At 58.0% G+C, this 25,584-nt stretch carries 21 protein-coding genes, 1 tRNA gene and 1 pseudogene; 19 read left to right on the forward strand and 4 right to left on the reverse strand.

The window, feature by feature from the left end; translation table 11 throughout:
• Nucleotides 1-190: 190 nt before the first annotated feature.
• Nucleotides 191-1,663, reverse strand: a complete 1,473-nt coding sequence (gene glmM, locus H6G07_RS12290) for a phosphoglucosamine mutase (protein WP_073608603.1) — start codon at nucleotides 1,661-1,663, stop codon at nucleotides 191-193.
• Between the two features lie 91 nt (nucleotides 1,664-1,754).
• Between glmM and H6G07_RS12295 the strand changes: the two genes are divergently transcribed.
• From H6G07_RS12295 to cphA, 7 genes are all read left to right on the forward strand, one after another.
• Nucleotides 1,755-2,219, forward strand: coding sequence for a DUF309 domain-containing protein (locus H6G07_RS12295; RefSeq protein WP_073608602.1), 465 nt, complete (start codon nucleotides 1,755-1,757; stop codon nucleotides 2,217-2,219).
• Between the two features lie 392 nt (nucleotides 2,220-2,611).
• Nucleotides 2,612-3,463, forward strand: a complete 852-nt coding sequence (locus tag H6G07_RS12300; RefSeq protein ID WP_073608601.1) for a glycosyltransferase family 2 protein — start codon at nucleotides 2,612-2,614, stop codon at nucleotides 3,461-3,463.
• A gap of 964 nt (nucleotides 3,464-4,427) precedes the next feature.
• Nucleotides 4,428-5,081: an acyltransferase gene (locus H6G07_RS12305; protein ID WP_073608631.1), complete on the forward strand. Its 654-nt coding sequence runs from the start codon at nucleotides 4,428-4,430 to the stop codon at nucleotides 5,079-5,081.
• 354 nt (nucleotides 5,082-5,435) lie between these two features.
• The gene (locus tag H6G07_RS12310) at nucleotides 5,436-6,344 is read left to right on the forward strand and encodes a glycosyltransferase family 2 protein (protein WP_084173147.1); all 909 of its coding nucleotides are present in this window, start codon (nucleotides 5,436-5,438) and stop codon (nucleotides 6,342-6,344) included.
• A 127-nt stretch (nucleotides 6,345-6,471) separates the two neighbouring features.
• Nucleotides 6,472-7,638 carry a cysteine desulfurase family protein gene (locus H6G07_RS12315; protein WP_073608600.1) on the forward strand — a complete coding sequence of 389 codons (1,167 nt, stop codon included), beginning with the start codon at nucleotides 6,472-6,474 and terminating at the stop codon, nucleotides 7,636-7,638.
• A gap of 20 nt (nucleotides 7,639-7,658) precedes the next feature.
• Complete coding sequence (locus H6G07_RS12320) at nucleotides 7,659-8,396, forward strand: DUF1995 family protein (RefSeq protein ID WP_073608630.1); 738 nt, start codon at nucleotides 7,659-7,661, stop codon at nucleotides 8,394-8,396.
• Between the two features lie 409 nt (nucleotides 8,397-8,805).
• Entirely contained in the window at nucleotides 8,806-11,496 is a 2,691-nt protein-coding gene (cphA, locus tag H6G07_RS12325) for a cyanophycin synthetase (protein ID WP_073608599.1), read from the forward strand.
• Nucleotides 11,497-11,581: 85 nt separating this feature from the next.
• Here the strand turns inward: cphA and H6G07_RS12330 are convergent, their stop codons facing one another.
• Both H6G07_RS12330 and H6G07_RS12335 read right to left on the reverse strand, forming a co-directional pair.
• Nucleotides 11,582-12,598, reverse strand: coding sequence for a tetratricopeptide repeat protein (locus tag H6G07_RS12330; protein ID WP_084173143.1), 1,017 nt, complete (start codon nucleotides 12,596-12,598; stop codon nucleotides 11,582-11,584).
• A 34-nt stretch (nucleotides 12,599-12,632) separates the two neighbouring features.
• A complete protein-coding gene (locus H6G07_RS12335; protein WP_073608597.1) occupies nucleotides 12,633-13,409 on the reverse strand; it encodes an RNA polymerase sigma factor in 777 nt (258 codons plus the stop codon).
• Nucleotides 13,410-13,697: 288 nt separating this feature from the next.
• On the opposite strand from H6G07_RS12335, the gene H6G07_RS12340 reads away from it, so the two are divergent.
• The 9 genes and pseudogenes from H6G07_RS12340 to H6G07_RS12380 all read left to right on the forward strand — a co-directional run bounded on the left by H6G07_RS12340 (nucleotide 13,698) and on the right by H6G07_RS12380 (nucleotide 21,989).
• Entirely contained in the window at nucleotides 13,698-14,273 is a 576-nt protein-coding gene (locus H6G07_RS12340) for a glyoxalase-like domain protein (RefSeq protein WP_073608596.1), read from the forward strand.
• A gap of 99 nt (nucleotides 14,274-14,372) precedes the next feature.
• Entirely contained in the window at nucleotides 14,373-15,239 is an 867-nt protein-coding gene (locus H6G07_RS12345; protein WP_073608595.1) for a M48 family metallopeptidase, read from the forward strand.
• Nucleotides 15,218-15,299 (forward strand) — tRNA-Leu (locus H6G07_RS12350). The genes H6G07_RS12345 and H6G07_RS12350 overlap by 22 nt, the downstream gene beginning before the upstream one ends.
• Nucleotides 15,300-15,370: 71 nt before the next feature.
• Complete coding sequence (locus tag H6G07_RS12355) at nucleotides 15,371-15,670, forward strand: RelB antitoxin-like protein (RefSeq protein ID WP_139297038.1); 300 nt, start codon at nucleotides 15,371-15,373, stop codon at nucleotides 15,668-15,670.
• On the forward strand, nucleotides 15,670-15,945 hold the full coding sequence (locus tag H6G07_RS12360; RefSeq protein WP_073608593.1) for a type II toxin-antitoxin system RelE family toxin: 276 nt from the start codon (nucleotides 15,670-15,672) through the stop codon (nucleotides 15,943-15,945). The genes H6G07_RS12355 and H6G07_RS12360 overlap by 1 nt, the downstream gene beginning before the upstream one ends.
• A 224-nt stretch (nucleotides 15,946-16,169) precedes the next feature.
• Nucleotides 16,170-17,957, forward strand: a pseudogene (recJ, locus tag H6G07_RS27250) (single-stranded-DNA-specific exonuclease RecJ); the annotation flags it as partial.
• Between the two features lie 1,611 nt (nucleotides 17,958-19,568).
• Complete coding sequence (locus H6G07_RS12370; protein ID WP_073608592.1) at nucleotides 19,569-20,519, forward strand: zinc-dependent metalloprotease family protein; 951 nt, start codon at nucleotides 19,569-19,571, stop codon at nucleotides 20,517-20,519.
• Complete coding sequence (locus H6G07_RS12375) at nucleotides 20,519-21,181, forward strand: hypothetical protein (RefSeq protein ID WP_139297037.1); 663 nt, start codon at nucleotides 20,519-20,521, stop codon at nucleotides 21,179-21,181. The genes H6G07_RS12370 and H6G07_RS12375 overlap by 1 nt, the downstream gene beginning before the upstream one ends.
• Nucleotides 21,182-21,275: 94 nt before the next feature.
• Nucleotides 21,276-21,989: a lecithin retinol acyltransferase family protein gene (locus H6G07_RS12380; RefSeq protein WP_073608590.1), complete on the forward strand. Its 714-nt coding sequence runs from the start codon at nucleotides 21,276-21,278 to the stop codon at nucleotides 21,987-21,989.
• Nucleotides 21,990-22,070: 81 nt separating this feature from the next.
• On the opposite strand, the gene H6G07_RS12385 is transcribed toward H6G07_RS12380, so the two are convergent.
• Complete coding sequence (locus H6G07_RS12385) at nucleotides 22,071-22,979, reverse strand: phosphodiester glycosidase family protein (RefSeq protein WP_073608589.1); 909 nt, start codon at nucleotides 22,977-22,979, stop codon at nucleotides 22,071-22,073.
• A gap of 166 nt (nucleotides 22,980-23,145) precedes the next feature.
• Here H6G07_RS12385 and H6G07_RS12390 point away from each other — a divergent pair, with 166 nt between their 5' ends.
• The 3 genes from H6G07_RS12390 to H6G07_RS27080 are packed head-to-tail and all read left to right on the forward strand — an operon-like array spanning nucleotide 23,146 to nucleotide 25,554.
• A complete protein-coding gene (locus H6G07_RS12390) occupies nucleotides 23,146-24,138 on the forward strand; it encodes a glycosyltransferase family 2 protein (RefSeq protein ID WP_073608588.1) in 993 nt (330 codons plus the stop codon).
• The gene (locus H6G07_RS12395) at nucleotides 24,138-25,352 is read left to right on the forward strand and encodes a glycosyltransferase family 4 protein (RefSeq protein ID WP_073608587.1); all 1,215 of its coding nucleotides are present in this window, start codon (nucleotides 24,138-24,140) and stop codon (nucleotides 25,350-25,352) included. Before H6G07_RS12390 ends, H6G07_RS12395 begins: the two co-directional genes overlap by 1 nt.
• Before the next feature lie 22 nt (nucleotides 25,353-25,374).
• Nucleotides 25,375-25,554 (forward strand): YDG/SRA domain-containing protein, encoded by a 180-nt coding sequence (locus H6G07_RS27080; protein WP_073608586.1) that lies wholly within the window; start codon nucleotides 25,375-25,377, stop codon nucleotides 25,552-25,554.
• Nucleotides 25,555-25,584: the final 30 nt, after the last annotated feature.

The following is a 25,584-nucleotide window of genomic DNA, read 5'->3' on the forward strand; positions in this document are numbered from 1 at the left end:
CCAAACGCAATTAAGGGGCAGATAGATTGGGAAACATCCCCGTCTATCTGCCCCTATGCTGGCCGCTGTAGGTTGTCTAAGCGTGGCCGCTATACCGGTTTTTTAGCTGTTCCTGACTGGCCCTCAGCTAGGGTGATTGCCGACAGATTAGATCTCTGGGTTTTTGGAAAAACCCAGGGATCTTGAGTGGCTACACCGCTAAATGCTGGGTGACGGCCTGCACGATGTGCTGAGTCCAGCGATCGACTAGGCTCGCGTCGGCGGCTTCGACCATGACTCGAATCACCGGCTCGGTGCCGGAGGGGCGCACCAGCACTCGGCCCTCGTTGCCCATGGCCTGCTCGGCGTCAACTACGGCCTGGTGGACGGGGGCGCAGTCTTGCCAGTTGAGGCGGCGATCGCGGTCGACCACCATCACATTCTGAAGCTTCTGTGGATAAGTTTGGAAACTGTCATCCACCAGGGCGGCGAGGGAACCGCCCAGCGTTTGGACTAGAGTCGCCAAATGCAGAGCAGTGAGAATGCCGTCGCCAGTCAGGCTGTAGTGGTGGCAGAGAATGTGGCCTGACTGTTCGCCGCCGAGTTTTGCTCCCCGACTGACCATCTCGCTATAGACATGCTGATCGCCCACTTGGGTGCGCACCAGAGTGCCACCTAGCTTTTCCCAGGCGCGCTCAAAGCCCAGGTTGGCCATCACCGTCGAGATCAGGGTGTCGTTGGGCAGCCGACCCTGCTCTTGCAGCCGCTTGCCCCAGAGATAGAGAATGTAGTCGCCATCGACCACGCGACCCTGGGCATCCACCGCCATCACTCGGTCGGCATCGCCGTCGAAGGCAAACCCCAGGTCGGCCCCGTGGGCTGGAATAGCGGCCTTTAGGGGTTCTAAATGGGTCGAGCCACAGTTGACATTGATGCGATCGCCATCCGGAACCCCGTGCAGGGCAATCACCTCGGCCCCGGCCTCCACAAACACCTGTTCCGCCAGACGAGTGGCTGAGCCCCAGGCCATGTCGAGCACCACCTTCATCCCCGCCAGGTCGAGGCCGGGCAGCAGAGGCTCATGCAAGAAGCTGGCGTAGCGGTTGACGAGTTCTGGGCGGTAGTAGCACTGACCCCAGGTGGTTCCAGATGCGATCGCCGCCCCTTGACCCCGCAGGGCCGCTTCAATGGTGGCCTGCACACCGCTGGCCACCTTGGTGCCGTCTCCGCCAAAAAACTTAATGCCGTTGTCGGCTGGCGGGTTGTGGCTAGCCGAAATCATAATGCCGCCCAAGGCCTGGCACGACTCAGCCAGGTAGGCTACAGCGGGGGTTGGGCAGAGGCCAATGTGCCACACATCTAGCCCTGCTGAGGTCAGCCCAGCGGAGAGGGCGGTAGCTAACATGTGCCCAGAGGTGCGAGAGTCTTGGCCCAAAATAATCGGCCCGTCGGTCAAGCCTTGGGCCTGCATGATCTGCCCAGCCCAGTAGCCGATTTCCATAGCTAGGGGAGCGTTTAACAGATCTCCCGCTTTGCCGCGAATGCCATCGGTGCCAAACAGTGGCCCAGGGGGAAGTTGCAGGCCGCCCAAGCCCTGGGGCGATCGCTCAACAGCGGCCTCAGAATCAATGAGTTGCTGGCTGACAGGTACCGTGCCCGTCGGCCTTACTGGAGAACTGACCATGTTAATTTTCCTCACACCTCACACTCACAGTGGAGGATAACACCTCTGCCTTAGGATGGAACTATCCCTTTAGGCCAGTTCCCCCATCGCCATGGCCACTGATATCTCCGATGACAGTGTTGATTCCCGCCTTAGGGAAGGGATAGCCCTTTTTAATCAGGGGAATTACTACGCCTGCCACGATGTGCTCGAAGCCATTTGGATGGAGGCAAGCACCCTCGAAAAGCCGTTTTACCAAGGCATTTTGCAAATTGCGGTGGGGCTCTATCACCTGGGCAACCACAACTGGCAAGGGGCCAGCATTTTGCTGGGGGAAGGGGTAAACCGCCTGCGCCCTTTTGAACCCACCTACGGCGGCATCGATATAGAACGACTGGTTGACTGCGGTTGGGCCTGGTTGACTGCCCTGCACCAGAGCGGCCCTGAACGGGTGGCTGACGTAGCAGCGGCGGCGCTTCAGGCCCAGAAAGAGCCAGCGGCGGAAGTTGACTCAAAAGCCGTAGTGGCGATCGCTGGAGTCGAGCACCGCTTGCCAGCGCTACATATATCGGCATAGTCCCCGCCATTTCTAGGTGACACAATTAGCAGAACCATCCTGATGGATGTAATTGTGTGACGAAATTTACAATAATGTATTTTAGACAATACTGTTGGATCCCTTAGGGCGCTCTGTCTTGGCACACTGTCGCCACAGAGCCGCTATCAACTTCTGAGACCATGTCTGCCTCTATCGGTCACGTCTCTCTACTTATAGAAATTTTTCTGCGAAATCTCTTGCTTTTGGGAGGCAGAGTTATACACTATCGGGGCATTGCGAGTCGTCCGCTTCGGCAGTGGGCTTTGTATCCCTGATCGGGACTGAGCGAGACGACCTATGCATGTAATTACGGAGCACTGCGATCGCGGATTGTCTACCCCTTCTGAATTGTTACAATCTGAATCGTCACCATGAAAATTAGCGTTGTCATCCCCTGTCTCAATGCCGCATCGGTGATTGAGCAGCAGCTAGAGGCCCTGGCCAAGCAAACCGTTGCCCCCTACGAAGTGATCGTGGCCGACAACGGCTCTACCGACAGCAGCCGCGCTGTGGTCGAGCAATACAGCGATCGCCTGCCGGGGTTAAAGGTGGTTGATGCCGCCGGGATGCAGGGCGCATCCCACGCTCGCAATGTGGGGGCCAAGGCCGCCGCCAGCGACTACCTAGCCTTCTGCGATGCCGATGACATCGTCGGTGAGGGGTGGCTTGAGGCTTTGGGGAAGGCCTTTGCTGACCACAGCTTTTTAGCCTGCCGCCTCGACTACGAAAAACTCAACAACGACACCGCCAACACCGCCCAAACCGACGGCCTGCAAACCTTTAGAACGCCCTTTTATCCCTTCGCTGGGGGGTGCGGGCTGGCCGTTCGCAAAGACATTCACGAGGCGGTGGGCGGGTTCGACGAAACCATTCCCCACCTAGAAGACGCCGACTACTGCATCCGCGTGCAGATGGCTGGCCACCCTCTGGTGTTTGTGCCCGACGCGGTGGTGCACTATCGCTACGCTACCGACCCCAAACAGTCCTTTTTTGAGGCTCGCCGCGCGACTTACCGCAAAGCCTATAACTGGGGCTATGGCCTCGCCACCCTCTACCTGCGCTACCGCGATCAGGGTATGCAGCTGCACGGGCTGCCGCCGCGCCTGGTGTTGATTCCGCTGTGGGGGCTACGAGTGCTGGGGACTGGGTTTAAGTCCCACAACAGCGTGTGGCGGTTGGGCTGGCACATGGGCGTGGTCAATCGGCTGCTAGCTGGTTCGTAGTCCGGCGCTGCTAGATTTGTCAGCTCTCCTGGTCAAGAAACGGTTTATAAAGGGCAGGGTGCAGTGAATCAGACATTGCCCCTGCTTTTACCTTGAGAGTATTAGGAAGTTAATTCTGTATGTCGTAGCAGTGAACTTTGCAAAAAAATCACTTAAAGATCTTTTGCTTCATGCAAGCTTTACAAAAGAATACGTATATAAACGCTATTCTTTTTTACAAGTAATTGCAGTCATCTCCCGAAACTTAGTAGAGAAAACGCATGTCTCACACTTTGCCTGTCTCTAGCTTGATTAGTCCCCCATAGCGATTTTTGGTTCCCCCATCTTCACGGGCAACGACAAAGCTCTAGCAAGTTTAATGCTAGGTCTTGTTGTTGAGAAACTTAAGTCGGCTGAATTAGTAGGGCTATCCAGCATAAGGAGCAAGTACGTCGTGAACATCTCTACACTTTTAACTCAAGCCTTTTCGCTACTAAGTCCCCCTTAAGAAATACTAAGCACCTTATGCTTTGGGTTCAAGCTTGATCCTTTCAGGAAAACAAGTGATAACTCTTGCAATTTGTCAGATCTGATCGAAAGTCAGACAGCAGACAATTTATGCAAAAGCATTAGGCTTTAGAGCTTTAGAGTGATCTACTTACGTCATCTCTAAAAGCTAATCAGATATTTTCAGAAGATTACTAAATCATTTCTTCTCAAAAAGGCTTCTGCCTGAGATCACCTATCGATTGAAGCTTAGGTTGATCGATGAAGTTTCGATTTTACTAATCAGAAAGAAAAAGTGTCCAATGAACTCAGAGAAGTTCAGCTTGCGCAGTGTTTCAAAGTCTGCTGCGTAAGACGCCGGAACTCTCTCGAATCAACTTTTCTGGGGCTGTCATTTTTTCTAGGCATTGACTGCTTATAAGTGACGCCTCTCCTCCCTAAAGCTTAGAACTCTTGTCAATGATTGAAAGAGAAGACGATGATTTTCGATATTCTAGGTAAGACTTTTTTGTTGTCCAATAGCGTGTTCAACAGAATTCGCTCTACTACTTTGCTGACAAAATTTAAGTCGGTAGGAGAGGGCAGCCGGGTGGAGTGGCCCTCAAAAATTTCTGGAGGGCAATACATAACCTTAGGAAAGAATGTTTATATCGCCTGGAACGGTTGGCTGTTTGGCAATGATCACTACGGCGATCAACATTTTACGCCTGAGATCTTGATCGATGATGGTGCTTATATTGGTAATGCCTGCCATATTGTGGCCTGCAACCGCGTTACAGTGGGAAAAGGTGTATTGATTGCCGATCGGTGCTATCTGTCTGACAACTTGCATGATTATCGAGACGTTGACTGCTCAATTAGGGAAAACCAGCTATTAGTCCCTGGTGAAGTTAAGATTGGAGACAATAGTTGGATTGGCGAAAACGTTTGTATCTATGGCGCTGTCACGGTTGGTAAACACTGTGTTGTCGGTGCTAACAGTGTCTTGACAAAGAGTATTCCTGACTATTCTGTTGCGGTCGGAGTTCCCGCACGCGTAGTCAAACGTTATGACTTTGTGGGCCAGAGATGGTGTAAGACAGATGGGGATGGCACCTTTATTCAGGAACCTTTAACAGAGGAAAAATTATAGATCTTCAGGAAAGAGATCTGTGCCCGGAGACATTCTTGAGAGCAGTTAATGACTTCTCACTCTTTAGATCGGTTAGATAGGGCAGAAGAATAGGTGTCTCTTGTCTTAGATCAGGGGAATGCTTTGCTCCCGTCATCCATTCGAGAGTTTCTAAGGAACCCGGATTAGAATGAAATCCATCTTTTGGTTGATGTGATTTTTGGTGCATGATGACCACAATTCAATAATATAAAGATAATTCGGAACCGTAAGAAAATTTACCGCTAACTACCCTAGCCTGAGGTGTATAGAGCGACGAATTATACATGGGGAGCACCGCGATCGCAGGCTATTTGTCTATCTTGAGTTGTCATTATGAAAATAAGCGTTGTTATCCCCTGTCTTAACGCTGGAACGGTAATTGATCAGCAGCTTGAAGCTCTAACTAAGCAGACCGTTCCCCCCTACGAAGTGATCGTGGCCGATAACGGCTCCACCGACAACAGTGTTGCCGTGGTTGAGCAGTATCGCGATCGCCTACCCCGCTTAAAGGTGATCGATGCTTCTGGGGTGCGGGGCGCTTCCCACGCCCGCAATAGCGGTGCCAAGGCTGCCACCAGTGACTACCTGGCCTTTTGCGACGCCGACGATGTTGTTGACCAGGGCTGGCTAGGGGCGCTGGAGCAGGCCTTTGCCAGCCATAGTTTTCTAGCCTGTCGCCTGGACAATGAGATGCTCAATCCGGGCGCTGTCAATACCCCTCAAAATCAGGGCCTGCACAACTTCAGAACGCCTTTTTACCCCTTTGCCGGGGGCTGCGTATTGGCGATCCGCAAAGATATTCACGCAGCGGTGGGTGGGTTCGATGAAACGATTCCCCACTTAGAAGACGCCGATTACTGCATTCGCGTGCAGATGGCCGGTCACGCCCTGACCTATGTGCCTGAGGCGGTGGTGCACTATCGCCACGGCACGGGCACCAAGCAGTCGTTTGTGGAGGCCCGCCAGGCGACCTACAGCAAAGCCTACAACTGGGGGTATGGCCTCGCTACCCTCTACCTGCGCTACCGCGATCAAGGTATGCAGCTGCATGGACTGGCACCCCGGTTCGTGCTGATTCCCCTGTGGGGGCTGCGGGTGTTAGGCACTGGGTTTCGATCGCACAGCAGTCTCTGGCGGTTGGGCTGGCATATGGGCGTGGTTGACCGCTTACTCAGCACCGCTGAGGTTCCCAGTCCGCCTGTCGTTGCCCCCCTGGCGGCAGCCCTGGTGACCCGGTCCTAGGGCAATGGCACGGTTGGGAAAAAGCGAGCCGTAGCCGGTGTAGTTTTGTGCGCCCGTCAGGGATAGCGCTCCCTGCTAGGATGGACGTTGTGCCCCAGGGTGCGCTGTTCTCTTGTCGAGCCCGCTCATGCAGATTTATCTAGATTACAGCGCTACTACGCCCCCTCGGCAGGAGGCGATTGCGGCGATGCAGACTGCCATGGTTGAGCAGTGGGGCAATCCCTCTAGCCTGCACCACTGGGGTAGCCAAGCCGCCACGGTGCTAGAGCAGGCGCGTTCGCAGGTGGCCTCGCTGCTCAACGCCGACGACAACTCAGTGGTCTTTACGGCGGGGGGCACCGAGGCCGACAATCTGGCGCTGCTCGGGGTCGCTCGGCGCTACCGAGTGCCCCAGCACATCGTGATTTCGTCGGTAGAGCATTCTGCCATTGAGCAGCCCGCTCGGCACCTTGAGCAGATGGGCTGGCAGGTGACCCGGCTGCCGGTAGATGCCCAGGGGCGGATCAGCCCGACCGACCTGCGCCAGGCGCTGCGCGACAACACTGTGCTGGTATCTATTATTTACGGTCAGAGTGAGGTGGGCACCCTTCAGCCCATTGAGCTGCTGGGGCAGATAGCCCGTGACCACGGAGCGTTATTTCACACCGATGCGGTGCAGGTGGCGGGGCGGCTGCCCATTGACGTGCAAACCCTGCCGGTCGATCTGCTGTCGCTCTCCAGCCACAAGATCTATGGCCCCCAGGGGGCTGGGGCACTCTATGTGCGCCCCAGGGTTGAGCTAGAGCCGCTGCTAGAAGGCGGTGGCCAGGAGTTTGGGCTGCGATCGGGCACCCAGGCGGTGCCGGTGCTGGCCGGGTTTGGGGCGGCGGCGGCCCTGGCGGCAGCGGAAATGCCCAGTGAGACCCTGCGGCTGATTGGGCTACGCGATCGCCTCTTTGAGCAGCTAGCCGATGTGGCTGAGCTGGTGCCTACGGGCGATCGCCGCCACCGGCTGCCCCACCACGCCAGCTTTTGCATTGCCGCCGCCGATGGCGATCGCGTCAGTGGGCGTACTCTGGTGCGCGAGATGAATTTGGCGGGCATTGGCATTAGCGCTGGCTCAGCCTGCCACAGCGGCCAGGTCAGCCCCAGCCCGGTGCTGCTGGCCATGGGCTACGGCGATCGCGCGGCCCGCTGCGGCATTCGCCTCACTTTAGGGCGGCACACCACCGCCGCCGACATCGACTGGACAGCGATGGTGCTGCGCCAGGTGCTCCAGCGCACCCTCGTTCCCCTAACCTTATCTCCGGTGTAGAGCCTGCTATGGATGGTGCTATGGATTCTGTAACGACTACGGGTGTTCCAGCCAGTCTCGAAGATGCGATCGCCCAGGCTCGAGGAGCGACTCAGGCCGCTATCCAAGCGGGGGTGCCTCGGATGATGGTCGAACTAGTCTACTCCGAGCTGAAAGGCCTGCCCGTCGCCGAATTGTTTTACCCGGCCCTGCAAGAGCTGGGCCTGACCTTCAAAATATATTTTCCCGACGCGGGGGCGGCGGCCCTCGCTCGCCGCAACTGGGGCAACCCTGAGTTTGTGGTGCGGGGCATTGGCGAGCTGCACAGCGAGATGGAGCCGGGGGATCAGGCCTACCTGTTTGTGGAGCCCTCGTCGATCGAGGTCAATCAGGTCGAAGAGATGTGTGCCCAGGCGGGCGATGCCTTTGTGATTATGCTCAACCCCAAGCTCGAAGACGTAGCCACCATTGGCATTGGCTATGCCGGGCGGCAGCTGCGCGATCGCTTCCTCAGCACCCTGGAGCCGGTCTACTACCTGCGGCCCATGGAGGGGGCCGTGCTGCTGCGCTGCTACCCCGCTCCCTGGCAGGTGTGGCAAGAGACCGACAATGGCTATGAGCTGCTGGCCGAAATGCCCGAAAAGCCCTCCGGTGAAGCGATCGATCGCGTTTTGATGGGTGAATCCGCCACCCCCGACGAGCGGGCAACCGGTTCTACGAGCAAGCGCGGCGGTTTTCTCAGCGAGCTTCAAAGCTTTCTTCGCGCCCTCACCCAGTAGGCAGCAATCAAGTAAACTCGGCTCCAGCTTAACCAAATTAACCCTCAAAAGATACTATTTTGAGCCTTAGGCTAGGGTTATACTGCCTCCATCCCTCGGCTTTTCCCAAGTGATTTCGAAGCTTGGTCAAGGGTCTATGGGCATAGTTGTTTGGGGCGATTGTCTGGGTTTCCTGACAAACTCGGTCAACTGGGTTAAAACAGCCCGGAGTAGCTTCTAAACTGAACTATTTAACCTGGATGGTCGAGTTCCCAATTAAAAGATTTGCCCTATGCGATCACTCGCCGACGCTGGTTGGCACAACAAATCGAACCAAATCTTCGACAGTTGTCGATTTGACTTTTTACAAGTTATTTTTCTACAGATCCCAAGCTGACGTTGTTTTACGACCAGTGAGTCACCACCGCCCATGCGAATTCTTAAAACCCAGACTCTACGCGGGCCAAACTACTGGAGCATCCGGTATCCCAACCTGATTTTGATGCGGCTAGATCTAGAAGATCTGGCCGATCGCCCCTCTGACCAAATTCCTGGGTTTTACGAAGCGCTGGTAGAAACGCTCCCTAGCCTGATCGAGCACTTTTGTTCTCCGGGGCATCGGGGGGGCTTCTTGAGCCGGGTGCGCCAGGGCACCTACATGGGCCATATCGTTGAGCATGTCGCCCTTGAGCTGCAAACCATGGCCGGCATGCCCGTGGGTTTTGGTCGCACCCGCAGCGTGGTCGAAGCCGGAGTCTATCAGGTGGTGTTTGAGTATCAAAACGAGCAGGCTGGGCGCTATGCTGCCCGCGCCGCCGTCCGCCTGTGCAACAGCCTGGTCGAAACCGGTCACTACTCCAAGGAAGAGCTGGAGCAAGACCTGGCTGACCTCACCGAATTTCGCCTCGACGCCGCCCTGGGGCCGAGCACTGAAGCCATTGTGCGCGCCGCCGAAATTCAAGATATTCCCTGGATGCAGCTCTCTACCCGAGCTATGATTCAGCTCGGCTATGGCCGCTATCAGCAGCGGGTGCAGGCCACCCTGAGCAGCAAGACCAGCATTTTGGCGGTAGAGCTGGCCTCCGACAAAGAGGGCACCAAGCAGATTCTGCGCAACGCCGGTGTGCCCGTGCCTCGGGGCACCGTGATCAACTATCTTGATGAGCTGGAGAATGCGATCGAGGATGTGGGCGGCTACCCCATTGTGATTAAGCCCCTCGACGGCAACCACGGGCGCGGCATTACTATCGACATCGACACCTTCGAAGCCGCAGAGGAAGCCTATGAAGCGGCCAGAGAGGTTTCCAGTGGCGTGATTGTTGAACGCTTCTATTCGGGCCGCGACCACCGCGTGCTGGTGATCAACGGTCGGGTAATCGCTGTCGCTGAGCGGGTGCCCGCCCACGTGGTCGGCGACGGTAAGTTGACCATCGAGCAGTTAATCGACATCACGAACCAAGATCCCCGCCGTGGGGTAGGCCACGACAACCTGTTGACCCGCATTGAGGTCGATCGCACCACCTGGCAGCTGCTCGACCGCAAGGGCTACACCCTTGACACCGTGCTGCCCGCGGGCGAAATGTGCTATCTGCGGGCCACCGCCAACCTGAGCACGGGCGGCATCGCCATCGATCGCACCGACGACATTCACCCCGACAATATTTGGGTGGCCCAGCGCATTGCTAAAACCATCGGCCTCGACATCGCTGGCATTGATGTCGTCACCACTGACATCTCCAAGCCCCTACGCGAGGTGGATGGGGTGATCGTCGAAGTCAATGCCGCGCCCGGACTGCGCATGCACGTGTGCCCCAGTGTCGGCATCGCCCGCAACGTGGCCGAGCCGATTTTGGCCATGCTGTTCCCGCCGGGTCAGCCCGCCCGCATCCCGGTGGTAGCGATTACGGGTACCAACGGCAAAACCACCACTACTCGCCTCACCGCCCATATTTTTAAGCAAACCGGGCAGATGGTGGGCTTTACCACCACCGACGGCATCTACATCGGCGACAACATGGTGGAACCGGGCGATACCACCGGCCCCCAGAGCGCCCAGGTAATCTTGCAGGATCCGACTGTGGAGGTGGCGGTGCTGGAGACGGCGCGGGGCGGTATTCTGCGATCGGGCCTGGCCTTTAAAGACTGCGACATTGGCGTAGTGCTCAACGTGGCCGCCGACCACATGGGCCTGGGCGACATTGAAACCCTCGAAGACATGGCCCACCTCAAGAGCGTAGTGGCTGAAACCGTTCGCCCTAGCGGCTACGCAGTGCTCAATGCCGACGACCCCCTAGTGGCAGCCATGGCTCAAAAGGTAAAGAGCCAGGTGGCCTACTTCTCGATGGATCCCCACAACGAGCTAGTGCGTAAGCATTCTCAGCAGGGGGGATTGGCCGCCGTCTACGAGCAGGGCTATCTGTCTATTCTCAAGGGCGACTGGCTGCTACGCATTGAGCAGGCCGACAAGGTGCCCCTGACCATGGGCGGCAAGGCTCCCTTCCAGATTGCCAACGCTCTGGCGGCGAGTCTGGCCGCCTTTGCCCAAGGGGTTGACATTGACTATATTCGTCAAGCCCTGCACACCTTTGAGGCCTCCACTGACCAGACCCCAGGCCGCATGAACCTGTTTAACCTAGGCCGGTTCCACGCCTTAGTTGACTACGCCCACAACCCAGCCAGCTACGAAGCCCTGGGTGGCTTTGTGAAAAACTGGCCGGGCAAGCGCGTTGGCGTGGTCGGTGGGCCTGGCGATCGCCGCGACGATGACTTCATCACCCTCGGCAAGCTGGCGGCCCAAATGTTTGACGACATCGTAGTTAAAGAGGACGACGACACTCGGGGCCGGGGCCGGGGCGACGCCGCCAAGTGGATCATCCACGGCATCGAGGAGGGGGCTGGCCATGCCAGCTATCGGGTTATTCTCGACGAAACTGAGGCGATCAACACGGCGCTAGATGGCGCGGAAGATGACAGCTTGGTGGTGATTTTGCCCGAAACCGTGACCCGAGCGATCGCCCTGATTAAAGCCCGCAACCCACTGCCTCCCGCAAAACCAGGGTTAAATGGTGCCGCCGAGCTAGGCGCAGCACCCTTCGACCAGTACGCCCAGGTGCATCCCTAGGCGACGAGCGGCTCGCCCCTGCCACACAAAAGGGCTTCCCCGAAAATCTGGGGAAGCCCTTTCGAGTAACTGATGTAGCAGGAGGCTAAAACTCCAGTAGTCGGTTGATGAATTCGGCTTCTAGGGACTTTTGCTGGAGATCGCGGGCGATCTGTAAACCTAATGCAAAGGCTTGCTCAGCTCGGGTTTCGTCGCCCGTTAGCATGTAATAGTCGCCCAGGGCTCGATAGCTGAGGGCAGTTTGCAGATCGGGCGGCACAGTTGCCAAGGTGAGGGCGGCGCGCCGGTCGAGGTAAGTTTTGGCCTGCACCAGATCATCCCGCTCCAGGTAAATGCCGATCAGACCATCAAGGGCGCGAATTTGTAGGGTGCGATCGCCCGCATCGACCCCGGCCCGCAGCCCGACCCGATAGGCACCAATGGCGTTAGAGTCGCGCCCTAGGGCCACATAGACATCGCCCAGGCTGTTGGACGAGTGGGCCTCACCCAGGTAGTCGCTGGCCAAAATGCGGTAGTTGGTGGCAGCTTCGAGCAGTTGCACCGCCACATCGAGGTCGCCCCGCTGGGTCGCCACCTGCCCCAGGTTGCTGAGGGAGACGCCAATGGCCCGCGAATCTCCTGAGGTGCGAGCAATTTGCAGCGCCTCTTGAAAGTGAGCCTGCCCTTCGTTCAGCCGGCCCTGGTTGATGTAGAGATTGCCTAAGTTATTAAGGCCATAAACCTGCCCGAGCAGGTCGTCGTTGTCGCGGGCAGTCCCGATGCGCAGCACAAAGGCTCGCTCGGCTTCGGGGTAGCGGTCAAGGGTGGCAAAGGCAGCCCCCATAGAGCCGTAGGCCCGCCCCGCCGACTGACCGTCACCCAGCAGACGATAGATCTCGGCGGCCTCTGCCCAAGAGTCTACGGCCTGGGTGAGATTGCCCTCGGCCATCTGCTGGTTGCCCAATTGCATCCAGCCGTCGGCCACATCCCGCGACTCTCCCTGAGTCGCGCTATTGGGGCGCAGATCGAGCTGTTCTTCCAGGTTGGCGGCTGGGGCAGCCTGCCCAACCAGCAGCATTAAACCCAGCGCCAGACTCAGTTTACCGATGTGCTTCATTGCCATTGCCCCTCCCCAGGACTCCCGTTGCGGGTCAGAATTAGTTGGCCCATTCGTTGCCGAAGTCCCCACCAAAGTCTCCAGTGGTGCCCACCAGGTTGGCGTCTCCCACACTAATGCCTTCTAGATCGGGAACGGTCAGCAGGCCATCAAGGTCGTCGGGTAGGGGCTCGGGACGCAGCGACTGATCGCCTAGATAAATCTGGCGAATATCCTCGGGCAGGGCCGACTCTAAGTGCTGAAAGGCCGATCCCAGCTTCTGGCGCACGTCGGCTGCTGTCAAAGCCTCACCCTCGGCCTGAAGGTAGGCAGCAATGCGGTTCTCGCTCCAGCGAAAGGTCAGGGCCATGACCGCCACCAGCCGCTCTACCGCAGGCAGGCGATCGAGAGCCTGCTCGACATAGCACCACAGGGGCGGCGTAGCCTGATCGAGGGAATAGTGGATGGTCTCAACCTCGGGCACCACTGCCTGGTTGATGCACAGGGCGGTGATGTTGATCAGCCAGTTCTGTAGGGTAAACGCTCCCGGCCCTTCGCCCGCCACCGCCTCTGGGCATTCCACCCCGCCCAGCTCAAGGAGAATGTGACGCCAGGTGAGGGCAAACAGATACTCGGCCTGCACGGGCGATCGCGCCGAGTGGCGAATCAGGCTATAGACCATGGGGCTATAGCGACAAAAAATCGCTGTGAAGTAACGCCCCGCATCACCGTGGCGCTGAAATAGCTGCACCAGTTCGCGATCGCTCAAATGGTGCAGCGACTGCACCAGCCTGTGGTCGCACTCAGGAAAATTAGGAATAGGTGCTGGGCTAGACATAGGTTAAGCCGTGGAGAACGTTGACCAAAGCCACCCCCAGATCTGCGATCGCTACTGACCCAGGCTGCGGGTAAATCAGCCTTTAATATACCTACCATGGCGCTTTTGGCGACGTAATTTTTTTGAAATTCAGGGATTTTCCCCGACCTGGGTTCAAGATGCCGCCACGGCCCAGCAACTCCTTCACAAGTGGGGAGTTTATTGCAGAATTGATACACTGGTTACGAGACACTGAGTATTGGGGTGAGTGCTATCACCGCCCTTGTCGTTAATCCTGTGAGTGGGCCTATGCTGCTTGACTGCTCCCTAACCCTCCGTTTGGCTTCCCTGCTGGGGCTGCCCCTCGACAGCATCATGTCGACCCAGGGAATCATGGTCTTGCTGCTAGTGGCCTATGCCGGGGCCATGTGGATGTTTCTCAAGGGTGCCCCCAAGGTCTACACCGTGATGGTGTCTGATTTGGAGGTAGCCCGCCACTTCTACGAGGGCATGCTCAACCTGCCCGCCGCTGAGGTGCCCCTGCACTACTACTACAACTACGAGCAAACCCTAGGCACCGCTGGTCTCGACCCCATGTACCTGGGCGGTGCCACCAGCCTGGCCAACCAAAACGTGATGAATAGCCCCGAGGGGCTGTGGTATCAGCTGCGCAAAAACACCCAGCTTCACGTGGTGGGGGGTGCCAGCCTCGGCCACCGCAATCAGCAACGCCATGTCTGCTTTGACCACAACTGTTTGGAGTACATTTTGATGCGTGTGCAGCTAGGCGGCGTGCAGCACAAAATTCGCAACGAAAAGCCCCTCAACTTTTTGGTCAAAGACTACGACAACCAGGTGATCGAGCTAGCTGAAATTGACGACTAGCGGTTGACTATGCTAGGCGAAAACTATCTGCTCAGGCAAGCTCAGTCTCCCCAAGCTACGATAGAAGATACCTAACCGCACCCTGAATCGCCTTTAAATATGCCTGGTAAAACTTTGTTGGTAGGGCTGCGCGCTGACCAGTTTCGCCACCCTCTGGATCTAAAAGCCACCCGCGCCCTCAAGCAATTGCCGGGGCTCGATGTCATGGTGCGCATGGCCCTGGCTCCTCTGGCAGAGCGGTTCTTTCACCTCGACCATTTGGCTTCAAGCTTGCAGGTGAGCGATCGCCAGCTGCCCGATCTGCACCAGTCGCTAGTCGAAGCCTGCCGCATTCTCGATCTAGAGGTGCCCCAGCTCTACGTGCGCCAAAACCCGGTGCCCAACGCCTACACCTTTGCCATGCGCGGCGAGCAACCCTTCATCGTCATCCACACGGCGCTGATCGAACTGCTGACGCCGGCAGAAACTCAGGCGGTGATCGCTCATGAGTTGGGCCACCTGAAGTGTGAACACAGTGTTTATCTCACCCTGGCCAACCTGATCACGCTGGCCGCTAGCCAGCTCCCCCTGGGTGAAGTGCTGGCGCAGAGCCTTCAAAATCAGCTCATGGAGTGGGTGCGCTGTGCGGAGTTTACCTGCGATCGCGCCGCTCTGCTAGTCGCCCAAGACCCCCGCATCGTCGCCTCTTTGCTGATGAAACTCTGCGGCGGCTCACCTTCGTTGGTTGACCAGCTCAATGTCGATGCCTTTATCGCTCAGGCCCGCGCCTACGACAGTCTCAGCGATGACGCCATCGGCGAAGCCCTCAAGCAGGTTCGTACCCAGGGGCTGACCCACCCGGTGCCGGTGCTACGCGCCCGAGAAATCGATCGCTGGGCCAGCACTAATGATTACTATCAGTTGGTTAAACGCCCAACAGTTGAGTATAATGAGGACGCATCGAAGGGCGGATGGCGGAATTGGTAGACGCACCACACTCAAAATGTGGCGACTTCGGTTGTGCGAGTTCGAGTCTCGCTCCGCCCATTGTTAGTTTCAATATTGAGTAATCTTCCTGTTGGCGGATAACTTTTCTGTGTTCATCGGGCTTAGAAGCAATGACCACATCACTAACACTTGATCTTTCTACGTCGGCTTCGATATTAGGCACTCAACCGGACTTATTCTTAAGGTTTTTGAAAACCAAGAATATTCCTGGTGTCCTATTCTTTGCTGAAGAGCCTCAGGTATCTATCTTTACGCTGGCCCAGCTATTAAATACTCAACCCGAGATTTTGATGGACTGGCTAGAAGACGAAGCGCTAGGCCAGCTTATAGAAGAGGTTGACGATGATGAATGGCTTGAGGGAGAAGCAGGCCAAGCCTTTTATCAGTCAATTCTAGCCGGGGAGGGCTAATGAATTGGCAGGTTAGATATACGAAAACTTTTTACAAAGAGCTAGCGAAAATTCCAGAAAAAGTTAGACAGCAAATTGAAGAATTTGCCTTTGGCTATACAACCAAGGAAAATCCTTTTGGGGCTGGTAAAGTCGAAAAGCTAAAGGGATACGATGATTTCTACAAGGTTCGTTTTGGGTCATACCGTTTAGGCTTACGGATTGATCAAGAAAATCAGGTCATTGAGTTTCGCCGAGTACGACATCGGCAAGACATCTACCGCAAGTTTCCCTAATCCATTCCCTAACCGTAATTTGAACGGTTTGATTGGCGATCGCCTTGCTTTACTCAAGACCTCACCTTTTGTCGAGACACCGCTGAATCTGAAGGATTTGCTCTGCATCTATGGCTGTAGTGCTCTAACTATGTGGGTTACGAATCTCTGCGAGGGTGCACTGGGCTCAACCAAATCGGGAACTCCAGCTATGATAAGTTCACACAATTTAGTGCTTCTGTACTGTGACTGAGTCTGCTGCCGCCCCCTCGTCTACAACCGCTACGGCTGGCCTACCGCGCCAGCGGTGGCAGGTGGCCCCGGCAAATGCACCCCTGGCAACATCCTTAGCACAGGTTACGGGGCTGTCGCCGCTGCTGACTCAGGTGTTGATCAATCGGGGCATTGTGACTCCGGCGCAGGCCACTGATTTTCTCGACCCCGAACGGCAGCAGTTGCCGTCGCCCCTAGCGGAGTTTCCCGACCTAGCGTCGAGTCTAGAGCTGCTGGTAACGGCGATCGCCACACAGCAGGCGATCGCTATCTGCGGCGACTATGACGCTGATGGTATGACCAGCACCGCCCTGCTGCTGCGGGCCTTGCGGGCGCTGGGAGCGCAGGTGAGCTACACCATTCCCAGCCGCATGGCCGAGGGCTACGGCATCAACAGCCGCATTGTCGAAGACTGCTACGCCGAGGGTGTGAGCATCATTCTCACTGTAGATAACGGCATTGCGGCGGTGGCTCCGATCGCCCGCGCCCGTGAGCTGGGCCTGGCGGTAATTGTCACCGACCACCACGATATTCCGCCCGAGATTCCCCCAGCGAATGCGATTTTGAACCCCAAGCTGCTGCCCGAGACCTCGCCCTACCGGGGAGTGGCGGGGGTGGGGGTGGCCTACATTTTGGCGGTGTGCTTAGCCCAGGCGCTAGGGCGTACCCAGGATTTGACTGGGCCACTGCTGGAGCTGTTTACCCTAGGCACCATCGCTGACTTGGCTCCACTGACGGGGGTAAATCGGCGATGGGTGCGGCGGGGGCTGGGGCTATTGCCCCGATCGCGCCTTTTCGGCATTCAGGCTCTCATTCAGGTGGCGGGACTGGCTGACCAGAGCAAGCCGCTGAAGCCTGAGCACATTGGCTTTCGCCTTGGGCCGCGCATCAACGCCGTGGGCCGAATCAGCGAACCGCAGATTGTGATTGACCTGCTGACGACGGATGACGTAGGGGTGGCGCTAGAGCGGGCCATGCAGTGCGAGCAGATCAACGGCACCCGGCAAGATCTGTGCCAGAGCATTGAGCAGGAGGCGATCGCTTGGTGTGAGCAGCAGCGAGCCATGGGCACGGTGGATATTGAGCGCGATCGCGTCTTGGTCGTGGTGCAACCCAGTTGGCATCACGGCGTCATCGGCATTGTGGCCTCGCGGCTGGTGGAGCGCTATGGCGTGCCCGTCTTCATTGGCACCTACGAGGATGATGACCACCGAGTGATTCGCGGCTCGGCGCGGGGCATTCCTGAGTTTGACGTGTTTGCGGCCCTGCAAACCTGCCACGACCTGATGGAAAAATTTGGCGGCCACCGAGCGGCGGGGGGCTTCTCGTTTTTGGCCAATCGCCTGCGCCAGGTGTCCACCCGGCTGTCGCACTACGCCTGCCAAACCCTCTCGGTCGATCTGCTCAAGCCGCTGGTGAAAATTGACAGCCAGGCGAGGTTAAGCGACATTCACCAGGGCCTGTTTGATCAGATCGACCACCTGCACCCCTGCGGCATTGAGAACCCCGACCCGGTGTTCTGGACGCCGAATGTGCGGGTGCTAGAGCAGCAGACCGTGGGCCGCAACCGCGACCACCTTAAGCTGGTGCTGGCCGAAGCTGGAGGCGAGACGATCAAGGCGATCGCCTGGCGCTGGGGCGAGTATTACCCCCTGCCCGGCCACCTCGATGTGGCCTATAAACTCAAGCAAAACGAGTGGCAGGGCAACACCAGCGTGGAGCTAGAACTGGTTGGCGTGCGGCCAGCGGCAGGAGCCACACCAGTCAGCACCCAGGAAAAAGGCCAGTCCATCAGCCCAGGCGAAGGGCCTCTGCCGACCCGCCTGGTTGGGCCATCGCTGCCCAACGTCAGTGTCCCCCTAGCAGCTAAAGCCGGGGAACGGCTGATCCTCCGAGATGCTGAGATGCCCCTCGATGCTGCGAAACCTCTGACGGAGAAGGCGTTAGAGGCGATCGCCTCCCCCCCCCTTGACCCACCGACGCCTTCCCCGCTCCCCACCCCCACTTCAGCGCCATCCCTTCAGCCTCCAGCGGCCTTGGATGCCGCCGAGTTTACCTACAGCAACCGCCGCTACTCGGCTACGACCAAAACCACAGCAGGTATCACTACCCTGACAATCAGCAACCCCGAGGGGCAGCGGCTCGTGGTCAACCGGGGCGACCAGCAAGGCTGGCTCTACCTGCCGGGCGAATCGGCCAAACCCGTTGACCTCAGCGAACCCCACTACGGCAACCTAGTGCGAGCTGGGGCAGCAGCGGTAGAACTTCAGCAGATGGCGCAACAGCTAGCGGCAGCAACAGCCCAGCTCAGCGAGAAGGACGCCTTGCTGGCAGAACGGGATGCTTTACTAGCCGAACAGAACGTTCTGATGGTTCAAAAAGAGTCTCAATTGGCCACCTTGAAAGCTGAGAATGCGGCTTTACTAAAGGCCCAAATCCAGGCAAGTCAGCCCCAGCCTGCTCCACGACAGAACCATTCTGTTCAATCAGAAAAAGTGGGTTTTGCGACAACACAGACCCAATCCATGTCGGTTCAGTCTACTCGGGTCGCTCAGTCCTCAGTTCAGATAGACATGTCGTCTCAGGCAGCGAAAGTTCAGCCTGTATCGCCCGTGGCAGAACCGCCAGCCGCTACGAAAGCCGCAGCGTTGCCCCTAAAGCTCGATGACGCTAAGCAGCAGGTGCGCCAGAGTTTGAGCGATCGCGTCTGGTTTTGCCTCAGCCCCGACAGCCAGAGAGATTTGGCCATTGCGGTGGCCCACCTGACCACTGCCAGTGGCCCCATGGTCGACGCCACCGCCGTAGCCGGGCTGGCTACGGTGCTGGAGCGCGAGCTCTTGCAGCCCCTGCTGGACGACTTTGCCCGCTATGGCGAACAAACCGGCGATCGCGACCTGACTGCCCTCGCCAGCGATTTGGCCCAGGCCGCCAGTTTGGCGGCGCTGCCGCCGCTGCTGAGCGAAACCTGGCGATCGCTGAGCGCCAAAGCCCTAGCCGCCCCCAACAAACCCCGCAAAGCGCTCCACGAAACCACCCACGCCGACACCAGCGAAACCCCCTTCCCCATCGACGACAGCCACCGGGTCATGCTCGACGAATTTCTTCAGGGCTGGGATCATCCCATTGCGCGCTGGCTGACTGGGGCTGGGGCCGAAGCTGCCTCCGATCTGGCTCAGGTGGCGCAGCTCCAGCGTGCTAGCAATCCTCTGCCGCTGTGGCAAGGGCAAATGCTGCAACATTTGGTGCTAGGCCAGCGTCAAAAAAAGGGAACTTTACAGAAAATTTTTGGATAATCTCCCTGATCCTACGGTTGCTCAGGGTATGGTGTTTTGACAACTGTGCCCAACCCGAGCCCATGGTTTCTACCTCAAATGGCCAACGCGCTTTTTAAGCCTCAGTTTTTGATGGTTTGCGGCCTCTCGGCGGCGCTGGTGTCCTGCTCGGGCGGAGGGCAGGGCAGCAGTGGCCCGACGCGGTTCGTCAGCATTCAGCCCATTCAGGTGTGCGACGACCTTGGCATTTTTTGTGCCGACCTGGCTACCTTTGAAGAAGCTACCCGCAAAATCTGGGCTCAGGCGAACCTCGACGTCAGCTTTTTGGCCCCCAACCGGCTCAACGCCAGCCGCTTTCTCACCATTGACAACCAGGACGAGTTTGCCGAGCTATCCTTTGCGGGCGGGGCCGGGGCCTTTGGCCGCAACCCCCTCTCAACCCGCACCTCCGGCCCCATCAGTCTTTGGTTTGTGGAGAGCATCTTTCCCTTTGAAGGGTTTGACACCTTGGGTCTGGGCTGGATTGATCAAAACGGCGTCTTAATTGACGACGACATTCTCACCTTTAACAATGGCACTGGCCGCCTCGATACGGTGGCCCACGAAATTGGCCACAACCTGGGCCTAACCCACGAGGGCTTTGGGGCGGGCGGGGCCAACAACCTGATGACCGACGGCGGCTTTCGCAATTCGCCCAGCACCCTCGATGACATCACCCCCGATGGCGCGCGCCTAGACCAGCTCACCGATCGCCAAATCGACGAAGCCCGCAACAGCGGCTTTGCCCGCACTGCCCCCGACCCCTCTGCCGATAGCACCCCAAGAGAACTACCCACGACACTGCCTCCCCTGGCAGACGCAGCTCCTGATGCGTTGCCCTGGGTTGCCCCGTCCAAAGCAACCCCCGTGACCGACCTGGCCCTGCTGCCTGAGGCCGCCTTTGCCGCAACGACACAGGCTCCCCAACCGATTCCCAATGGCCCGGCGATGTCGCTGCTGACGGCAGGGCTGCTGGCGGGCTATCTGCGCTGGCAACCCCGAGGGCGATGATGGTGGTGCTGATAGGCTGGCTGCTGATGGCTCAGGCAGCAGTAGCCACAGTGAACGGGGCTATCCCCTTTAGCGGGGCAGCACGGGCCACCATCCCCCAGCCGTCTTCAGGCTTAGCATCTAGCGGGGCTACTCTGCCCGGTTTTGTTCTTCTATCGCAGTCGCTGCCCGTGCTTGGCCAGGATTCCATTCCTTACCCGCCGCTACTGCGCCATGAAACATCGCCCGCAGGTAACTACCACCTGATTTTGACGCTGGGAAAAGATGAGGCGGGTGCTCAGCGCACCACCGCTAACCTGTTTGAGACCCTGGGCGATCGCTGCCAGCAGGTCTGGTCGCACCCCCTGCCCCACAGCTACGGCCCCCGATTGGCTCTGGTGAACGACGCTGGCACCGTCGTACTACTCGACGAATGGATCAACGTAGCCAGCCCTCGCGCCATTGTGGTGATGGGTTTAGACGGCCAGGTCATGGCCCAGCACAGCTTTGACGATATTGTTGACGTGACTGGCCAGTCGCGAGCGGCAGTCGTTGACCAAGCGGCCCAGGGCTTTTGGCTAAGCGGCACCCCTGAGATGGATATTACGAGCGATCGCATGACAATCCCTGCCGCTGGAGGACAGCTCAGCTTAGATTTGGCAACGGGAGAAATGGGGTTTTAGCAGTGTGTATGCCCGCACTGCCCAGCCACAAACGAGGCTGTTATAACGAAGAAGAGCAATTTCGGCACGCCCTGTTCTAAACGAGACCGCAGCTATGGCCAAGGGTGATCAAATTTACGTCATGCGCGACCTGGCCGGGGTGCCCGGGCTGTATCAGCACCACGGCATTGACTGTGGCGATGGCACCGTTATCCACTACAGCAAAGCTCGAGACATCGCCGAGATCGCCCGCACCAGCTACGACGCCTTTTCCTGGAGCAACCCGGTCTATACCGTTCGCAAATCGCTGATCTATGACCCTGAGGTTGTCGTTGAGCGGGCCACTACCCGCCTGGGCGAGCGCCAGTACGACCTGTTGCTCAACAACTGCGAACATTTTGCCAACTGGTGTACCACGGGTCGCAGCGAAAGCCGCCAGTTGGCTAACTTTGGCCTGCGCACCGACCAGCTCAACCTACCCGAACTGCGGCGACTGGCCGAGGGCGATCGCTACACCACCCCCCCCGCCGAAGCCCGCGCCAACTTTCAAAAAGCCCTAGGCGACATTGCCACCGCCTACAACACCACCCTGGCCGACCAGCAGGCCGCCCAAAAGGACGTTCGCGACTGGCACCGAGTAGCCGAAAAAGCGCTCGAGAATCACCGAGAAGACCTGTCCAAAGCCGCCCTACACCGTAAGGTCGCGGCCAAGAAGCGGGTGGATATGCTCACTGCCCAGCTCAGCGAGCTGGTGGAGCTAGAGCTAAATCTTCAGCGCAACCGGGTATTTGTCGAGAGGCAGGTGGGCAGTGGGTGGGTGAATAGCTAAGGGATGGGAGCAGGCGATGAAGTGAGGCAGTTAACTGTAGGTACGCCCACCATTGAATAAAGCTTTTTTCACTTAACCCCCTCATTCAAGATTAGCGACCCACAAAATTGATTTCACCGGACGCTGCACGAGTTCGCCAGCGGCATTGAGACGACCGTAGTGGGTAGTGCCGTCATACATCAGGGTTGAGGAGCTGCCGCCGTCGAGGTTGAGGGCTTGGGTGACGCCGCGATCGCTCATAAAAGCCGCCACTTCCCCCATTGTCAGGCCTGAGGGCGATACCCCTGGCACCTGGGCCACCATCATCAGCACCACGCTGCCGTCAGCTTTGAGGCCCACTGCGGAGCGAGCATTGGGCGACTGGCTGCCTAGGGCATCGCGGCGGGTGGTGCGATCGATAAAGCCTTCCTCCACCGACGTATCCTGCGGTAGCAGCTGCGGGCCAGCACCAACCGCATCTACCAGGGCGCACCCTGCGGGCACAGGCTCCTGATGCAAGGTGATGTCGTAGCTTGGGGTGCCGCCGCAGTCGTAGCGGCGAAATTCTGAGCGATTCAAAATCCGATCCATATAGCTAGACAGGTCGGGATTGCCGACCAGCCGCTCGTTTTGGTTGGGATCGGCCACCAGGGCGCTATCTTCAATCACATGGGATGTTGTCAGCCCGTTGTTGGGATCAAAGAAACCGGCGTTGATCGCCGCTGCAACGCATCCCTCCCCTCGACATACCTGGGAAGCGATCTGATCCACCCGCGCTAGCTCATCCACCACCGCCACCTGCACCGGGTAGCGCACCGGGTCGGGAATAGTCACCACATACACCGTTGCAGCGGGCAGCCTCACAGTTTCATAGACTGGCGGCATCGCGGCTTCTGCCGGAACGACCTCCTCTAGAGCCGTATCAGCCGCATCGGGAACAGGGGCGCAGCTCGACAGGCCCAAGAAGACAGCTAGGCTAATGGTCAGACAGGGTTGAAGGATAGAACGCATAGAGCCAACAGCGGGTTGCGTTCAGCAGTATAGCGAGAAGTGCGATCGCCCTTGCCAATTGCTATCTCCTATCAATGACCGTCCCATAGCGGCCCCAGCTTCGGGACATCCCCTAAGCCGATGGGCATACTGGAACCAGTTTGCCCTCTGAATTGTGTGACAGACGATGGCGGTTCCCACTGTGACAACCGATGCGGCTCAGCCGATGGTCTATCCCTCGGTGTCGGTGATTGTGCCCATTTACAACGGTGAGGCCGATTTGCCTGGGCTGGTGGAACGGCTGGTAAGTCAGCAGTATCCAGCCGATCGCGTCGAGTTTTTGCTGGTGGATAATGGCAGCGGCGATCGCACCCCTGACCTGCTCCAAGCCGCCACCATTACCGCCGCATCCCAGGGAATCCGGCTCCACGCCCTCACCTACAGCGCTATCCAAAGTTCCTATGCCGCCCGCAACGCTGGCATCACCGCTGCCAAGGGTGACATTCTCGTTTTTACCGATGCCGATTGCCAGCCCGAGCCAAGCTGGCTCGCCGCCCTGGTGCAGCCCTTCATCGACCATTCTGTCGGACTAGTCGCTGGGGAAATCAAAGCTCTGCCCAGCCAAAACTGGCTAGAGCGCTACGCCGATCGCCAGGGCACCCTCTCCCAACACAACACCCTCAACCATGGCTTCTTGCCCTATGGCCAAACGGCGAACCTGGCGGTGCGGGCTGAGGTTTTGGGTACAGTTGGGCTCTTTCGTCCTCACTTGACCACGGGCGGGGACGCTGACCTGTGCTGGCGCATTCAGCAAGCCACCCCATGGCAACTCGTCCATGCTGCCAATGCCGTGGTCTACCATCGCCATCGAGATAGTTTGAAGGATCTGCGCAACCAGTGGCACCGCTACGGCTGCTCAAACCGCTATCTGCACGACCTGCACGGCGTCGATCTGATGCGCCCTCTCACCGCCAAAGAAATGCGCTATCGTCTGCTGCGCTGGGGTTTGAAAGAACTGCCCCAGGCCACCGCTAAGCTCCTAAACGGACGCGGCACCGCGTTAGAGCTAGCGATTACCCCGCTGGATTTGTGGTGCGCCCACGCCCGCACCCAGGGGCAAGCCCAAGCCAAACTGCCCGAGGCAGCCCACACCATTACTCGTTTGGGAGAACCCGTCTGATGCGAATTTTGATGATCTCCACTACGTTTCCCTACCCGCCGACGCTGGGAGGTACGCAAGTTCGCACGTTTTATCTGATTAAATACTTAGCCCAGCGGCACGAGGTCACGCTGGTCACGCAGCGTTCCGACGAAGTGACGGAGGAAGAGATCAATGCCCTGTCCACCCACGTGGATAAGCTAGTGTGCTTTCCTCGCCCCACTGCCGCCGACCTTCAGCCAGGAATAGGTGGAAAAATCAGCCGCTTTACCCATTTCCTCACTACGGGCACGCCCCCCAGCACCACCTACCTGTACACACCCGCCATGCAGCAGTGGATCGATGAGTGGGTAGAGGGTGGCCACTGCGACGCCATCACCTGTGAGCACAGCGTCAATGAAGTCTTTGTGCGCCCCAGCTATCGTCAACGCGTCAAGAAGGTGGTGGTCGATATCCATAGCTCGCTTTACGGCACTCTCGTCAATCAGCTAGAGACCGGAACAGCGGAGAAGCCGCTGCGCGATCGCCTCAACCTGCCCCTGCTCCGCCGCTACGAACGCCAGTACGCCCAAAAATTTACCGATCTGGTGCTCACCACTGAGGAAGACCGTCAATTCTTTGCCCCGATCGCAGGGGCTACTCCCCTGCATATTGTTCCTAACGGTGTGGATCTGGTGCAGTTTCCCTATCGCTGCACTGACCCCGGCGGTCGCAGCATGGTTTTTGTCGGCGCGATGGACTACATCGCCAATGTGGATACCGCCAAGTACTTGGCCCAAGCCATTCTGCCGCCCCTGCGCCAGCGCTATCCCGATGCCACTCTCTACCTGGTGGGCAATAAACCCACGTTAGAGGTGCAGGCGTTGGGAAATCTGCCGGGAGTCGTTGTGACTGGACGGGTGCCGTCGGTGGCGGAATATCTGCACCGGGCCACGGTGTGCGTGGTGCCCATGCGCATTGGCTTTGGCATTAAGAACAAAACCCTGGAGGCGATGGCGGCGGGGGTGCCGGTAGTGGCCAGCGACCGCGGCCTCGAAGGTCTCGCCGTAGACCAGCCCCAGCGAGCGCTGCGGGCGAATACTGTGGATGAGTATGTGGTGGCGATCGGCCAACTCTTCGACCAGCCCGACCTACGCGCCACCCTATCAGTTCGCGGTCGCGAGCTGATTGAAGACACCTTCACCTGGGAGAGGGCTGGGCAAGCCTACGAAGCCGTGCTGAATCTCCAAACTTAAATCTCACTTATATTTCTGAGACATGTTTGAAAGAATCTTTGGTCATATTCAGGGTTATCCAGTTGGTAGTTGGTTTGAGTCTAGAGCTGCACTATCAGAAGCAGGATTACATCGTCCTGGAGTGGCAGGAATTAGCGGGACAGAAGGCGAAGGAGCCGATTCAATAGCTGATGATCTATTCTTTAATAGGAATAGAAGATAGCTTAACCCTGGCGGAGGGTCATTCCATATA

The organism is Phormidium tenue FACHB-1052 (assembly GCF_014696675.1).
Classification (GTDB): Bacteria; Cyanobacteriota; Cyanobacteriia; order Phormidesmidales; family Phormidesmidaceae; genus Nodosilinea; species Nodosilinea tenuis_A.